The 14,019-nt window shown below is 60.9% G+C and carries 15 protein-coding genes; 14 read left to right on the top strand and 1 reads right to left on the bottom strand.

What is annotated here, in order from left to right:
- Positions 1–94 precede the first annotated feature (94 nt).
- From KV110_RS05330 to KV110_RS05265, 14 genes are all read left to right on the top strand, one after another.
- Positions 95–505 carry a Gp19/Gp15/Gp42 family protein gene (locus tag KV110_RS05330; RefSeq protein ID WP_218473959.1) on the top strand — a complete coding sequence of 137 codons (411 nt, stop codon included), beginning with the start codon at positions 95–97 and terminating at the stop codon, positions 503–505.
- The gene (locus KV110_RS05325) at positions 502–861 is read left to right on the top strand and encodes a hypothetical protein (protein WP_218473958.1); all 360 of its coding nucleotides are present in this window, start codon (positions 502–504) and stop codon (positions 859–861) included. The genes KV110_RS05330 and KV110_RS05325 overlap by 4 nt, the downstream gene beginning before the upstream one ends.
- Positions 861–1,187: a DUF5403 family protein gene (locus tag KV110_RS05320; protein WP_218473956.1), complete on the top strand. Its 327-nt coding sequence runs from the start codon at positions 861–863 to the stop codon at positions 1,185–1,187. The genes KV110_RS05325 and KV110_RS05320 overlap by 1 nt, the downstream gene beginning before the upstream one ends.
- A gap of 32 nt (positions 1,188–1,219) precedes the next feature.
- Positions 1,220–1,603: a hypothetical protein gene (locus KV110_RS05315; protein WP_343224167.1), complete on the top strand. Its 384-nt coding sequence runs from the start codon at positions 1,220–1,222 to the stop codon at positions 1,601–1,603.
- A 12-nt stretch (positions 1,604–1,615) separates the two neighbouring features.
- A complete protein-coding gene (locus KV110_RS05310; RefSeq protein ID WP_218473954.1) occupies positions 1,616–2,506 on the top strand; it encodes a phage tail tube protein in 891 nt (296 codons plus the stop codon).
- A gap of 91 nt (positions 2,507–2,597) precedes the next feature.
- Positions 2,598–2,957, top strand: a complete 360-nt coding sequence (locus tag KV110_RS05305) for a phage tail assembly protein (protein ID WP_218473952.1) — start codon at positions 2,598–2,600, stop codon at positions 2,955–2,957.
- A 388-nt stretch (positions 2,958–3,345) separates the two neighbouring features.
- The gene (locus KV110_RS05300) at positions 3,346–6,711 is read left to right on the top strand and encodes a hypothetical protein (RefSeq protein WP_218473950.1); all 3,366 of its coding nucleotides are present in this window, start codon (positions 3,346–3,348) and stop codon (positions 6,709–6,711) included.
- Between the two features lie 29 nt (positions 6,712–6,740).
- Positions 6,741–7,625: a phage tail family protein gene (locus KV110_RS05295; protein ID WP_246634355.1), complete on the top strand. Its 885-nt coding sequence runs from the start codon at positions 6,741–6,743 to the stop codon at positions 7,623–7,625.
- Positions 7,610–9,265, top strand: a complete 1,656-nt coding sequence (locus tag KV110_RS05290; protein ID WP_246634354.1) for a Gp37-like protein — start codon at positions 7,610–7,612, stop codon at positions 9,263–9,265. The genes KV110_RS05295 and KV110_RS05290 overlap by 16 nt, the downstream gene beginning before the upstream one ends.
- Positions 9,262–9,663 carry a phage gene 29 protein family protein gene (locus KV110_RS05285; protein WP_218473949.1) on the top strand — a complete coding sequence of 134 codons (402 nt, stop codon included), beginning with the start codon at positions 9,262–9,264 and terminating at the stop codon, positions 9,661–9,663. Before KV110_RS05290 ends, KV110_RS05285 begins: the two co-directional genes overlap by 4 nt.
- Positions 9,664–9,670: 7 nt before the next feature.
- Positions 9,671–9,874, top strand: coding sequence for a hypothetical protein (locus KV110_RS05280; RefSeq protein ID WP_218473947.1), 204 nt, complete (start codon positions 9,671–9,673; stop codon positions 9,872–9,874).
- Positions 9,871–10,239, top strand: a complete 369-nt coding sequence (locus KV110_RS05275; protein WP_218473945.1) for a hypothetical protein — start codon at positions 9,871–9,873, stop codon at positions 10,237–10,239. The genes KV110_RS05280 and KV110_RS05275 overlap by 4 nt, the downstream gene beginning before the upstream one ends.
- An 11-nt stretch (positions 10,240–10,250) precedes the next feature.
- Positions 10,251–10,985: a hypothetical protein gene (locus KV110_RS05270; RefSeq protein ID WP_218473943.1), complete on the top strand. Its 735-nt coding sequence runs from the start codon at positions 10,251–10,253 to the stop codon at positions 10,983–10,985.
- Positions 10,982–11,848 (top strand): hypothetical protein, encoded by an 867-nt coding sequence (locus KV110_RS05265; protein WP_218473941.1) that lies wholly within the window; start codon positions 10,982–10,984, stop codon positions 11,846–11,848. The genes KV110_RS05270 and KV110_RS05265 overlap by 4 nt, the downstream gene beginning before the upstream one ends.
- Here the strand turns inward: KV110_RS05265 and KV110_RS42010 are convergent.
- Positions 11,826–12,077 (bottom strand): DUF6374 family protein, encoded by a 252-nt coding sequence (locus KV110_RS42010; protein WP_357940895.1) that lies wholly within the window; start codon positions 12,075–12,077, stop codon positions 11,826–11,828. The genes KV110_RS05265 and KV110_RS42010 overlap by 23 nt on opposite strands.
- Between the last annotated feature and the right edge of the window lie 1,942 nt (positions 12,078–14,019).

The raw sequence follows: 14,019 nt of genomic DNA, 5'->3' as shown, positions 1-14,019 counted from the left end.
CACATGCTTTTGAAGCATCCACTCGGTTCGTACGTCGAAGTCGATGACGAGTACGGCGAACAGTTGAAGTTTTCGGGTTTCCAGGAGGTGACCAGTGGCACGAGCCGTACCGGCGGACGTAGCAAGTCGCCTCGGAAGGCCCCTGACGCCGGACGAGTCGACGCAGGCGGCGACACTCCTTAACGACGCCGAGCTACTGATCAGGTCCAGGATCAAGAACCTGGACGAACTGATCACCGCCGGCCAGATCGACCCTGGCATTGTCGTGATGGTCGAAGCGAACGCAGTCATGCGGGTTGTCCGCAACCCAGAGGCGATGACCGGCGAAGTCGACGGCTCGTACTCCTACCAACTCAACTGGAAAGAAGCGACCGGCCGACTGGAGATCATGGACTACGAATGGTCGCTGCTCGGTGTGACCGAACGGGTCTTCCTGATCCACCCTCGGCTGCCGTGGCCACCGCTGGGCGCAAGGCCCGAGCCGCAGTTCTGGCGGGACGTATGAGCCTGCTCAACAAGGCAAATGAGTCCGTGATCGTCTACCCCGAAGAGGTCGTGACCGACGCAGACGGCAACACCCGAACACGCCCGGCGAAGGCCGGATTCCCGGCGCTGGCGATGATTCGCAGCGCCGCGCAATCCGGCACCAGTGCACGCAGAACCGAGCAAGACAACGAGGGCTATGAGTCCGAACAGTTGTTCAAGCTGAGGTTCCCCCGGGGATTCAACAACAACCGCCCGCTCGGCGCTCAAACGCAGATCGAATGGAACGGCGTTCGGTGGGCTCTATTCGGAGACGCGGTGCCCTTCAACGGATCTCGGCGAACGGCTCACCTTGCCTACATGATCAGGAGGTTCTGATGGGCATCGAGATGTCTCAGCGGCAGATGAACCGACTCATCTCGCACCTGCCCGGCGTGATCAAGGCCGTCTCCGACCAAGCGCACACCGTGGCCGACATAGCTAGGGCGAAACTCGCCGAGCATCGCCACGACGGGCACTCCACGGTGACAGTCACTCACGGGGAGGTCGACGCGTTCGTCAACCTCGATGACTCGCGCGGCGTGAAGGCCGCTGCGGCAATCGAATACGGCCATGTCACCAAAGAAGGCAAGCACGTTCCGGGCCTCTACGTCCTCACCGACGCGGCTGGGCTGGAACGACGACTTCCACATAAGGCGCGATGACAGCACGGCGAATGCCGCGTGTCCAAGCTGTAGTGCTCCCGATCCTGCGGGCCGCGTTGCCCACGACCGTCAAAATCGGTACCTGGGTTGAGGATCTGGATTACCGAACGTTTCCGATGATCAACATCAGGAGCCTGGGCGGATTCCGGAACCTGGATAGGCCCGAGGATCTATCGCTACCGGTGGTCGAGATGACCGCGTACACAGTGGACGGTCTCATCGAAACCGAAGACCTGTACCAGGACGCTCTTTCGGCACTGTACGACGCGGCGAAGAGTCAAACCGTCACTGAGCACGGATATCTGAACTCCGTGTTCGAAACCATGGGCGCCACGCAATTTTCGTCCCTGTACATGGACAGCTGGCGCGTTCAGGGACTTATCCGGCTCGGCCTTCGGCCGCCGCGCAAATCTTAGGAGCTTATCTCTATGGCGTTGAACGACGCTGCCGTCATCACACCCGGTGCGGGCTACATCTATGTCGCGAACCCGGGCACTCTGCCCCCGACTCCGGCGGCGCTCAAGACGCTGGATCCGTTGCTGTTCGGCGCGCAGCACATCACGCTGACCATGACCGGCACTCCGACCGCCGGTAAGTGGACGATCAAGTCCGCGGCTGCCGAGACTCCTGTTGATGTGCCCTTCGACGCTTCCGGCCCGAAGATCGCTGAGTTGGTTGCTTCGCTGCCATCTATCGGCGCGGGCAACGTCACTTACGTCTCCGGTGGACCGCTGCTCAGTACGCCGGTCGTGCTGGCCTTCGCTGGCAAGCTCCAGGGCAAGACGGTCCCGCTGACCATCGTCTCGACCGGCCTGTCAGGTGGCACCACTCCGGCCGTCAGTTCGGTGACCTCGACTGCGCCTAACGGCTGGTCGATCGTGGGCCACACCAGCTTGGAGAACCTGCCCGAGTTGGCCTATGAGGGCGGCGACACCGAAACAAAGGGCACCTGGCAGCGCAAGGCGCTGCGTGAGGTCGAGAAGGAAGCGATCTCCGACCACATGACGGTGCAAATTCAGCAGTTCGACAGTTCGAGCCTGAAGCTGTACTACGGCAAGAACAACTCGACCACGGCGGGCGTGTTCGGCGTTAAAGGCGGATCCGCACCGGTCAACGAAAAGGCCATTCTCACAATCATTGTCGACGGTGACGTGCGGCTCGGGCACTACGTGCCACGATCGAATGTCCGCCGCGATGAAGCTATCAAGCTCTCCGGCGAGGACTTCGCCACGCTGCCTATCCGCGCGACCTTCTTGCAGCTCGGCTCCCAGGATCTCTACTCGTGGATCAACGAGGACTTGTTCCCCGTCGAACCCTGACGCTCGGGGGTGCGGCCTCCTTGGCGGGCCGCCGCACCCTTCGTTTCTTCTTTGCCCGCCTCATTCTTGCTGATTCCCCGAAAGGCCCGCCATGGCTAACATCTTCACCCTCGCATCGCTCCGCGAGGAGATCGAGAACGAATTCGCCCCCGTCGCAATCCCTTTGGCTGACGGCTCCACCGTTGTTCTGCGGAACTTGCTGCGCCTGGACAAGAAGGACCGGGACAAGGTTCAGGTCCATCTCAAGTCGATGAAGGTCGAAGCCGAGGACGACGATGCCGACCTTGAGCCTGTCCTGACTTCGATGCGCGAGGTGATCAAGCTCGCCGCCGAGACCGGCGGTGTGAAGCTGCTCCGCGAGATCGGTGATGACGAGCTGCTGTTGCAGCGCGTGTTCCAGCGCTGGATGGAGGCCACCCAGCCGGGGGAAGCCTCGAACTCGCCGGCCTGATCGACAGGCACGGCGAGGAACTTCTCGCAGATTTCCAGCACTTCTACCGTCTGGACCTCATCGACGTTCTTCGTCCCGGGTCCGGGCTCAGTCCGCGGCGCGCCCTGGCGCTGCTGATGCATCTACCGCCAGAGGCCGCCTTCGTCGCGGCGTGGCGCGGCGGTCCGCAATACCGGGGATGGAACGAGGACCGCTATCTGGCGGTCGCTCAGGTCAACGCGATCCGTGAACTCACTTGGGCGTATATCGCCGCTCACGCGAAGCGCCGTCCCGCACCGCCTGAGCCAATTCCGACGCCTGACTCCGAGAAGCAGCGTCCCAAGAAATCAAACCAGTTTTCCGAGTTGATGAGCCGAGCCAAGGCCGTCCGCTCCGGGTAGGAGGACGCATGGCCGGGCCGGGCGGCAAGGTAGTCGACAAGATCTCGGTCCGGGTGGTTCCGAACACCGAGAACTTCCGCAAGAGCCTCGATAAGTACCTCGAGCGCATGGAACGCACCCTTCGGGTTCGGGTCAAGGTCGTCGCCGATACCAGCGACTTCGAACGCGAGATCCGCAACGCAGCGCGCAGGGCACAGACCGGTGCCGGAGGCTCCAGCGGCGACGGGGCGAGCCGAGTTCCGAGGGCTACCCGCCCTACGCGTCTCCCGGTCGACATCGACCTAGACAACCTCGCGGTCGAGCGGATGCAACGCGAGCTTCGTCGTCTCGCGCGCCAGGCCGAAGCCCGGATCCCGGCACACGTGGACGCGGAGAGGTTTCGTCGCGAGCTACAACGGATGGTCTCAGAGGCCGAGGGCGCCACGCGTATGCAGTTCGGCGCGGACATGGACCCCGACGCGCGAGCGCGTCTGCGTCGAGACATCGAAGCCCAGATCGAGCAGGTACGCCGGTACGGGCGCGAGTGGGAACGCGAGACCGAACGCGCCGGGCGCGGGATCGAACGAAACCGCCAGCAGATGAACAGGTTCGGCCGCGAGGTCGACAACTCGATCAACAACTCGTTCAACACGACGATCACCAAGATTCGTCGCGGAATGTTCACCCTCGGCCGGATCCTGGCCTTGGTCGCGGCGCTGGCTTCTCCTGCGCTGGGTTTGGTTGTGGGCCTGATGGGTTCGCTTCCGGCCTTCGCCGGAATGTTCGGTGCGGCTGCTGCGGCCATCATGCTCGGCAAAGACGGCATCAAGGCCGCCGCAAGGGAATTGGCTCCCGAAGTCGATGCCCTGAAAGCGGCGCTGTCGCAGGAGTGGAAAGAGAAGCTGACGCCGATCATGCGCCAGCTCAAGCCGCTGTTCGGTCCGTTGACCGAGGGCCTGAAAGGCGTTGTCGGCGGTCTGACCGAGATGGCTCAGGGCTTTGTCGATGTGGTCACTTCGACGCGCGGCATAACTCAGGTGAACACCATCTTGAGTCAAACCAGCAAGTTCTTCACCGACTTGCGCCCTGCCGTTTCCAACTTCACTCAGGGCTTTATGAACATGGCCGAGTCGGGTTCCCAGAACTTCGGGAAACTGTCTGGCTCGCTCAATAAATTCACGGCCGACTTTCAGCAGATGACAGAACGGCTGACCCAAGGCGAGGGCGGAAACAATCCGTTCGACCGCATGTTCACCGGATTGTCTGCGACTTTTGATGGCCTCGGCGTGATGTTCAACAAGCTGTTCGAGGCCGGTGTAAATGCGATGGCCAGTCTCGGCAAGCCACTCGGCGAGTTTTTCGCATCATTCGGCGAATTCTTCTTGAAAACAGAGCCACTTTTCTCGTCGTTTTCCGCGAATATCCTGAAAGTGCTGACGGCATTGATGGATAATTTGGGGCCAATTCTTCAGAAAATGACTCCATCATTAACCAAATTGATGGACTTGATCGGCAGTGGGCTCGCTAAGGCTTTCGAACTATTAGGCCAATTTCTGACCCCTGTAGCAGCCTCACTGAATTCAGCCTTGCTCGGTGGCTTTGCCGCCCTGGATCCAATTCTCCCCCGGCTCTCGGCTTCCCTTGGTCAGATAGCCGGATCACTGGGAAATGCTGTCGCTCAGGCGATTGACAAATTGGCTCCGATATTGCCCGACATTGTGAAGTCGATCGGCGACCTGGCCGTGGTTTTGGCGAATGGTATAGCCCAGGCGATTCCGATAATTTTGCCGCTGTTCGTGCAATTGGTCGGCGTGTTCGCTGAATTTCTGACGAACCTCACTCCCCTGCTGCCCGAATTGGTGAAGTTCGCCGAGGTTTGGGTTAAAGAAATGGTTCGCCTGCTTCCCGAGCTGACGCCATTATTTGAGCAATTGATCAGCCAGGTATTACCGAAACTGCTCGATATAGTGGTGGCGATCCTGCCATTCGTGATTCAGTTTCTCGATTGGTTCACTCGCGCGCTGCCGTATCTCAGCGGATTTGCGAGTGTAATTCTTACCGTGGTCGTACCGGCCATTCAGTTTCTGCTGACCACCGTTTCGACTGTGTTAGACGCGATCAAGACGATCGTTTCCACGGGCCTCGATGCCGTGGCGACCACTTTCCGAACCTGGAAGGCAATATTCACCGGCGACTGGGAAGCCGCCTGGACCACGATAACCGATTTTCTGGCGCGCACGCTGGAACGGTGGCTTACCTTCCTGATGGATGCGGCCGACAACTTCACGGCGTGGTTCCGTGACCTGCCACAGAAGGCCAAGGATGCACTCGGCGACGTAGGCAGTTATCTGGTCGAATCCGGCAAGGCGCTGCTCCGCGGCTTCATTACCGGCATGTCGGCCGTCGTCCCCGAAATGCTGTCGACAGCGCGCAATGCCCTCGGCGCCCTACGAGATCTGTTCCCGTTCAGCCCGGCCAAGGAAGGCCCGTTCGCGGGTCAAGGCTGGGTGCTGTATTCCGGCCAATCGGTCGGTGAAGCGTTCGCCCAAGGTCTCACCGATCAGCAAAAGAAGATCGTGGACTCTGCGACACAACTGATGCAGGCAGCCAAAGAAGTCTTCGGTGACACCGGACAACTCGGTCTGATCATCATCGTCGGCGCTGTCGACAACGCCAGCAAGCAAATCGCGGAGACCGCGACCCAGGCCGAGAAGAACGCCAAGAATGCTTTGGCTAACACGCCGAAGCTGGACGATGCGACCAAGCGGGAAGTCAAGGAACTCGAACTTCAGGCCGACCGGCTGCGGATTCGAATCAAAGAACTCCGCCAGCAAGCCGACCAAGAGCCGAACAAGGCGCGGGCCAAGGAACTCAAAGACGAGGCGAAGGCGCTTCAACTCCAGGTCGATCAGCTGCGGCTGAAAGCCAAGGAAAAGAAGAACGGCATCACCGACTCCGGTCTGGATGTCCAGGCAGTGGAAAACCGGACGCAAGAAACTCTGGCGGCCGTCGACGCTGCTACCGCGCGCATGAAGCCGAAGGGCAAGGAGCTCGCGCTCGCGTTGAACGACGGCGTTGAAGACGGCCTACAGACCCTTCAGAAGACGCTACGCGCTGCGGCCGACCAAATCGGCGAGGCGTTCGGTGTCGATGACATCGGCGACAAATGGGACGAAGCCGCTGAGAAGGCGAAGTTCAACGACATTCCCAAGAACTTCTTGGAGTCGACACGAGACACGTTTCTGTCTGACCTCGGAATCGGCAACCGCGGCTTTATCGGTCAGCTGTTCGAGCAAGGTCCAAAAATCGTTTACAACGTCAATTCGATTGACGAGGTCAACGCGAATGAGCGCAACCGGCAGACCCGGGAGAAAGCGCAGTATATCGGGAGATAGCAATCGAAACAGTTGTCGAGCTGGAGGGCGTGAACGGAGAATGGTTCACGCTCGCTGGCCCCGACGCCGGGGATAAAGGCGTCTACCTCGGGACTTCACTAGACGGAATATACGACCCGCCCGTGCGAACGGTGTGGGAGGAACCGGCGAACCTGCCGGGTGCTCGGTACCTGGCACACAAGATCATGCGCCGAGACATCGTGTTCGGTGTCGAGATCCTGAACGATCCAGAGCCCGGCCGGACATGGCTGGATCGCGACAGCGCGTGGCGTAAAGCCTGGTCGTTCGAGCGGGATTGCAAGCTGTGGGTGACCACCGATTCCGGCCGGCGCTACCTCTCGATCCGACTGGGGGAATCACCGCTGGTCGACATGTCGACCGACCCGACGCTGAACCCGGTCAACCTCACGTTGATGACGGTCATCGCCGGAGACCCGTTCTGGTACGGCGAAGAAAGCGTTTATGAATGGGTTCTCGACCGCGACCTGACGACCACGCCCCTCATCAAGGACGGAGACATCAATCCGGCCGCGGTGACCCACGGGTTCGACATCGCTGAGCTCAATCCGACCGATCAACCCGTCTGGCCGATGTGGCTGGTGTCGGCACCGTCGCGCGTCGTACTGCCGGACTTCTCCTGGCACAACGACGATCTCGCCGCCCGGCGAATCGTCATGCCGAGCCTCGTAGAGGGCGAGGACATCGAGGTCGATGTAGACCCCCGGTCCCCGCAGATCGTGTCTTGGTCGGGCTCCCAGGTATGGGCACGGATGGCTGGTGTGCGGTTCCGCCATCCGATCCCGCCCTACACACGCAACGCCCAGCTGCCCGTCACCATCGCACAAGCCCCGGTCGGCGCGAAGATCCAGCTCCGTCTCAAAAGGCCGTGGAGCCGCCCGTGGGGGCTCTGGTGAAGTCAACCATTGTCGACCTCAACGAGGTTCACCGGCAGATCCAAGCCCGCAAGGCGCAGTGGGTCCAGGATCGGCTTCGCAAAGCACTGATCCGGATCTGGGACGGCGACATGCGCCTGTTCGGTGAAGTAGTCGGCGAATTGGCCCACGGGTTCACCTTTGTCGAGAACGACACCGGCACCGCCTACCTCAAGCTGTCCCTGTCGCACTACATCGCGAAATGGATCATCAACCATCGCGGGCGCGAGAAGAAGAACGTGATCGTGACGTTCGACAAACAGGGCGCACGTTGGTCCGGCGCCATGGACAACTACAAGGTTGTCAAAGAGAAAGACGGCCGGACATACCTCGAAGTTTCATTTCTCCACGATTATGAACACCTCAAGCACCTGATCATATTTTCGAATCCGTGGCTCCCCCCGGAACTACAATTCCCGAAGATATGGGCAGTGTTCGGGCCTGCACGGTGGAGTTTGTGCATAACCCTCCTTTTCGCCGTCATGAGAAAAGAAGGATCGTGGTGGTCACTTCCCGACGATCCGCTCGACCCGTCGAAATGGTTCAACCTTGACCAGACAACATGGTCAATGGTTGTTAAGCCGTTCTCGATTCTCAACGACCGATCCGTCTTTGCACTGGTGTTCTCCCGGTTCAAACCGTTCCACGATGTCGCGAAGCAGATTCTTCAGGACGGTCAACTCCACGTCGAAGCACGTCGATATCTGCCCGGCGATCCGCCTCCGTGGCCGGGGGCAAAATTGAAGCCGGGATGCCTCGTATTCGGTATCGAAGACAAAAGCGCCTGGACGAACGGTACGAGCTTTGATGGCGATCTGATCAATGGCCTGGCCCGCATGGTTACCTCGATCGGATCCGATGGCCTCACCGAAAACCGCGATGTCGTCGCGAACCCGAACTTCCCCGATGAGTACTACGATCCGGCTTTCCGCGGCACCATGGCCGAGGCTCCTTGGGTTGTGTTCGAAGAGTCTCCGTATACGGGCATCGAGTCATCTGAGTTTATCTATTACGAGGCTACCGATACGAAAGTCGTAATCGGTGGACATTCCGCCCCTGGCGTGAACGAGGCCCTGGGGGCAACGATTATCGCGGTCGCTGGGTTCCTCGGGTCGTTGATCACCCAATCACAAATCGGCTCCGCCGTGGAGATGATACTCCGGCCTTTATACACCGATGTCGTAGCCGCATTTCAATCGTGGCAGGACGTACCCCGGGCACAAGAATTGGGTTGGACCCACTATTACGAGCGGTGGGGATCGGGAAGCGGCGATCGCGCCTATACCTTGGCGGCTTTGGTGGCTCTCCGTGCTGGCCTCTGGGCATCGCGCCGGAGAACTGCCCATTCGGTCAAGATCGCTGATTCGGTGCCATACAGATTGGGTGATCAAGGCCAAGGAGATTTTTGGCTCGGCGATCGAGTCGGCACGACGGTTCTGGGGATGCCGGAAAACCTGGTGTACGTCGAACGTGTCACCAAGATTTCGTATGAGTACACCTCGGATGGGCCGTCTGGCTGGCAAATAGATATCGGCCATCGTGAGCCAGAAGACCCGATGATGGCCGCGTTCGATCAGCTACGAGACATTCTGTCAGCACTACAGCAGCTAGGGGTTGTGTGAGCATCGGCATTCCGAGCCAAGACAACTGTGATGCGGATAGCCCGGAAGAACATGCACTCTGGGCTCTGATCCATCTTCCGAACGTCGGCGGTGCGCCGATGGTGACCCACCCGGACATCCTGCGGGGATGGTCGAAACATCTGTACGAACTCGGGTTTCGGCATCATCCGGAACTCCAGGTGAAGAAGTTCCAGAAGCCTGCGGCCGGTCCGCAGTCGCAGTGGAATGCGTCGACGGCCTGGGTGCCGATCGACGCACCCGCACCCGATACCCGGGTTATCCCCGATATCGGGTCACTGACTGCCGCTGAGAATGCGGCGATGATCGCCCAGTACCGGGCGGCTGGAATGATCCCGGACCCAACTCCGGACCGGGATCACGCTATCGAATTGAAGTGAGGTTGGAATGGCTGAGACTTTTGCACGCGTCCCGGAGCCCGCGCTGATCCGCGGCCTGTTGGTCGCGGTGTCGGCGATCGTGGCTGTCGTCGCTGGCAAGGCGGTTGATACCGCGTGGGTGGACTTCGCGACGCAGGGTTATGCCCTGGTGTCGCCGCTGTTGGCGGGTCTGTGGATTCGGCCGGCTGTGACGCCCGTAGAGAAGGCGTGACCTCGGGAGGAATCCTCGAAACGGTCGCAACGGTCATCGGCTCCGGCACTGCCGGGGCCGGTGTGACCGCCTGGTTCAACCGCAGGCAGGCGAAAGCCGCCGCAGGGAAGACCGAGGCGGAGGGCGGAATGGTGGACGCGGAGGCGGCCCGGATCATCGCAGACACGGCGGTCGTTCTGGTCGCTCCGCTGCGTTCACAGGTGGAAGCGCTGACCTCACGAGTAGCGGTCCTCGAATCCGAGAACCTGAACACGAAGTCACTGCTGAAGATCGCGCTCGACCACATCGAGGAACTACACGAATGGATCAGGGAAAACGTCCCGGGCCGACGCCCGCCACGTCGCCCAACCTCTCTACCTAGGTAAGGAAACGTCACATGACGGCTCCAGGCGCTAGCCCGCCTGACGGGGCGTACGTCATCGGGTCGAAGTTCTCCCGCGACATCACACGCGAGTCGGTGTTGCCGACCATCACCGGTGCGGCACGCATCAAATACAACGCCGCCGCAGGCGAATTCGGCGGCATCAAAGACAACCTCGCGGAACTGGCCGACACGGTTCGCGACGGCCAGGCCGACATGGGTAACCGTCTGGATCTGCTCGAATCTGTTTCCGGATATCAGTCACTGTTCATGGGGAACTCTTGGAATGTCCTCGGGGGCAAGTGGGTGACACTCCCGTTCGATGAACAGCTCGGCCCGAGCAAGGGAGCTGAGAAGTTCCTCAATGGAATCCGCTTCAAGTCAAAGGGCCTGTGGCGCAGCGATGCTCACGTAACCTTCGCTCCCGCACCTGCCGATTGGGGCGGCGGGGCTACCCCCGCCGCGGTGCTCGTAGAAGTCAAGCAGGTCGGCGACAACAAGACCTTCACCGCGCATGAGTACGACATCGTGATTACCCAACTCGGTGCGGAGACAGCGGCTTTCAGCCATACGTTCGTGATCCCCGCCGACGACGCCTACTACGTGACGGTCTCGGTCTATCACCCGAAGAACTCCGCCACCGTCTACGGCGGGACGCTCCGCTCGGCGTTGAGCGTCAACCGCTGGGACCTGGGGACCGACAACCCGGTCGTGAAACCGACCGTGCCCAACGGGGGAACACTGGGATGACGACTCCGCACCTCCCCGCCCCGGATGGCGCGTACGTCATCGGCGAGAAGTTCGCCCGCGAGCACACACCCGGGAACGTCAAAGACACCATCGCCAACCCGGCCCGTGCCGGCCTCGGCCAAGCGGTCGACGGATGGGGGCTGTTCCGCCAGAAACAGGCCGTGACATGGGCTGACCACTACGACGGTCAGAACTCACTGCGTAACCGTGCGGACCTGATCAAGGAAGCTTCCGGTCACTGCTCAGCGTTCATGGGCTACAACTGGGATGTACCGCCGTCGAAATGGGTTGTGGCGCCTTTCGATACCGCCCTCGGCCCCTCGAAACGAGCCGTGGTCGATCCAGCTACGAACGGAATCGTGTTGAGGGCGGGCGGGTTGTGGCGCGTGGATGTCCACGCGACCATGTCGGGCTACACATTGAACCAAACGATTATCCCGATCATTTCCCCGCCGTACTTCACGGTGGTGACGACCTACAACCCGATTCTGCCGCAGTACACCATCGAGGTCATCAACTCGAACGGCACGCTGTACACGGCCCGCCGGTTCCACGCGATGGCGAACATGTCGTTCGAGCAGTCGGGACTGCTCGGGGTGAACTTCCCTCAGAGCAGCGCGTTTTCGCACACTTTCGTACTCGACCACATGCCAGCTGAAGACGACCCGGCCGCCCCAAGCCACTGGAAGACAGTTCGACTGGGCATCGCGTACTCGCCGGTCAACAACGGCACGTTCAGCTCCGCGTACTGCTCGATCCGCGGCGGTACCCGGCTGTCATCCATGATCGTGTCCCGTTGGTCACGCGACGTACAGAACATCAACTACAAGCCCGAGGTCCCTAATGGTGGAACCCTCGGATAGACGATTGCCCCTGGCAGCCTTTCGCGCTGCCAGGGGCTTCGCCGTCTTCGAACCCACTAGGGTCGGGCGTCAACTCCATGAAGACTCGAAGCCCTTCGCCGATCTTCCCCGCCGCGTGCTCCAGCTGCTCCGGCGGCAAGTACTTCCCGAACGCTGCCGCGTCAAGCAGCTGGTCACGGACGTTTTCCAGGTTCATTTTCGCCCAGTCGCGACGAGAGAGTTGAGGCATGTGCCGACGATACCTCGAGTCGAACCTATGTTCGACAGGGGTTCGACAACTCAAAATACCTCGGCGAGCGCTTGCAGGACCGCCGGCCGTTCCGCACCAGGAACGTCCTTCAGTGCCTCACGGAGGATCCTGATCTTGTTCTTGGTAACGACAACCTTGGCAACCGCAGTTGCTACGGCTGCGGTTGCACCGCTCACAGCCGCAATGACTGTGATAGCGAGTGTGTATTGGTCCACTGATGTTTTGCCTCTCTGGGAATTCTGGTCGAGAGGCAAATGGACGGCCTTAGCTCGACCAGTACGAAATGCTTCGTCTGGTGAACCAAGGTCCGACCTACCGGCGCGGCGGGATCTTGAATGGGTTGGTAGCCCTTGAGCCCGTTCCATCTCCTGCTTGTTCGTGGGGTTATCTCTCGGAACATCCTGCCGCCCGATTGGCGCCGGGCGGAGACTGCGGGTGCCACGAGCTGCGCCGGTAGCAGCGGTGGGGAGCAATCCCCCCTACCCCGTTTGTATTCCGGCGAGGAGGGACACGTCCAGCGCTGAGATTACTCAGCCGATATCAAGATCGCAAAGCCCTTCGATGCCCACGTTTCGGCGTCCAGGATCGCCCTTCTGGCACTGCCGGACGTCGATCAGCCCGGAAGGGTAGAGGTGAGCGGGCAGGCCACTCCGCCGCTTCGCAAACCGTGATTAGGTCAAGAGCCACTTGGCAATTCAGGTTTGTCGACATCCCGGCGGCGGATCGGAGGCAGTTCAGGGCGCGCATCCTTGTGCATCCGTCCGAGTGCCCGGATGATCGCAGGCCGGTCCTTCGGGTCCGTCCCCCGGAGGGCGTAGAAGAAGATGCATCCTCGGACGAGAGCGGCAACCGTGGTCGGTATGCCCACACCGAGAGCGACTGTGGCCCAGTCCATTCAGATCCTGCTCCTCTCGCTGATCGAGAGAGGGGGCACGGGGGCAGCCTCAGCTCGACCAGATCGAAATCTGGTTGAACCAAGGTCCAGCCCCGGCTAGGCGGATCTTGTCGTCAGTAAAGGTGGAACAGATCGCAGGAACGGATTCTTCAGCGCGATTCACTGAGCCGGTCAGCGGTCACGCCCCCGCACGGGCGGGAGGATCTTAAACGAAGGGCCAAACGCTGGCCGCGGAGGCGATAGTACTCAGCCAGCCGCCTACCGGCAACAAAGTGCTAAATCGTCTCGGAGACAACCCCTCTCACCTGGGAGGGAGTGGAGGTGAGCGAGGGCAGGGTTACCCCGTTACCGCGAGGGCAACGGGTAGCCCGAGCGCACGCCTGGTCGGTCGTATCGGATCGCTTCGGTTAGGCCACACACGCCGGGCATTACTCGGCCGTGTCGGGACTGGGATGTTCCGAGCGGCCGGTCTGACTGCCACGTCAGCCCCGTCCGAGTCCGCCTTTACCGGGTGACCGCTCGTGATCGGAATAGGTTGCTGCGGCCCCTCTGACGGGCGACGGCAACGCGGGCTAGGCGATCCACCCGTAGGGATCTCCCGGGCGCACGGAGTGAAGGAAGGGGGCGGCGCACCGAGAACTGACCTATCCGCCCGTGCCGGAACGGCGGGTCGCGATAGGTACTAGCCGGGGCCGCGGTGAACGCGCGAGCCGATGGGCTCAGCGCAGTAGAACGAGCGTCACGCTCGAAGACCGGGCGGCCGGCTGGAAGGGAAAGCGGGGTGGCGTCCGTTGGTGGACGCGAGCCTGAAAAGGCTAGACTTGTGCACGATCCAAGGTCCTGTCTTGGGTCCGAACCCCGGGGTGTTACCAGCACCGCCGGGGTTCACTATTCGGTTGGAGCACCGACCTTACGCGCGGCCAACTGTGCCGCGCAACCTAGTGCAGGACAAGCGGTTTCGCTTTCGACGTACTACTCATATGAATACGAAGTGAGTCGGCTCGGCCGTCGTCGATCGGTTCCTTC

Origin of the sequence: Nocardia iowensis (assembly GCF_019222765.1) — a bacterium.
Lineage (GTDB): Bacteria > Actinomycetota > Actinomycetes > Mycobacteriales > Mycobacteriaceae > Nocardia > Nocardia iowensis.
Note: the sequence above shows the minus strand (reverse complement) of the source record. Positions and strands in the feature narration are given on the sequence as shown.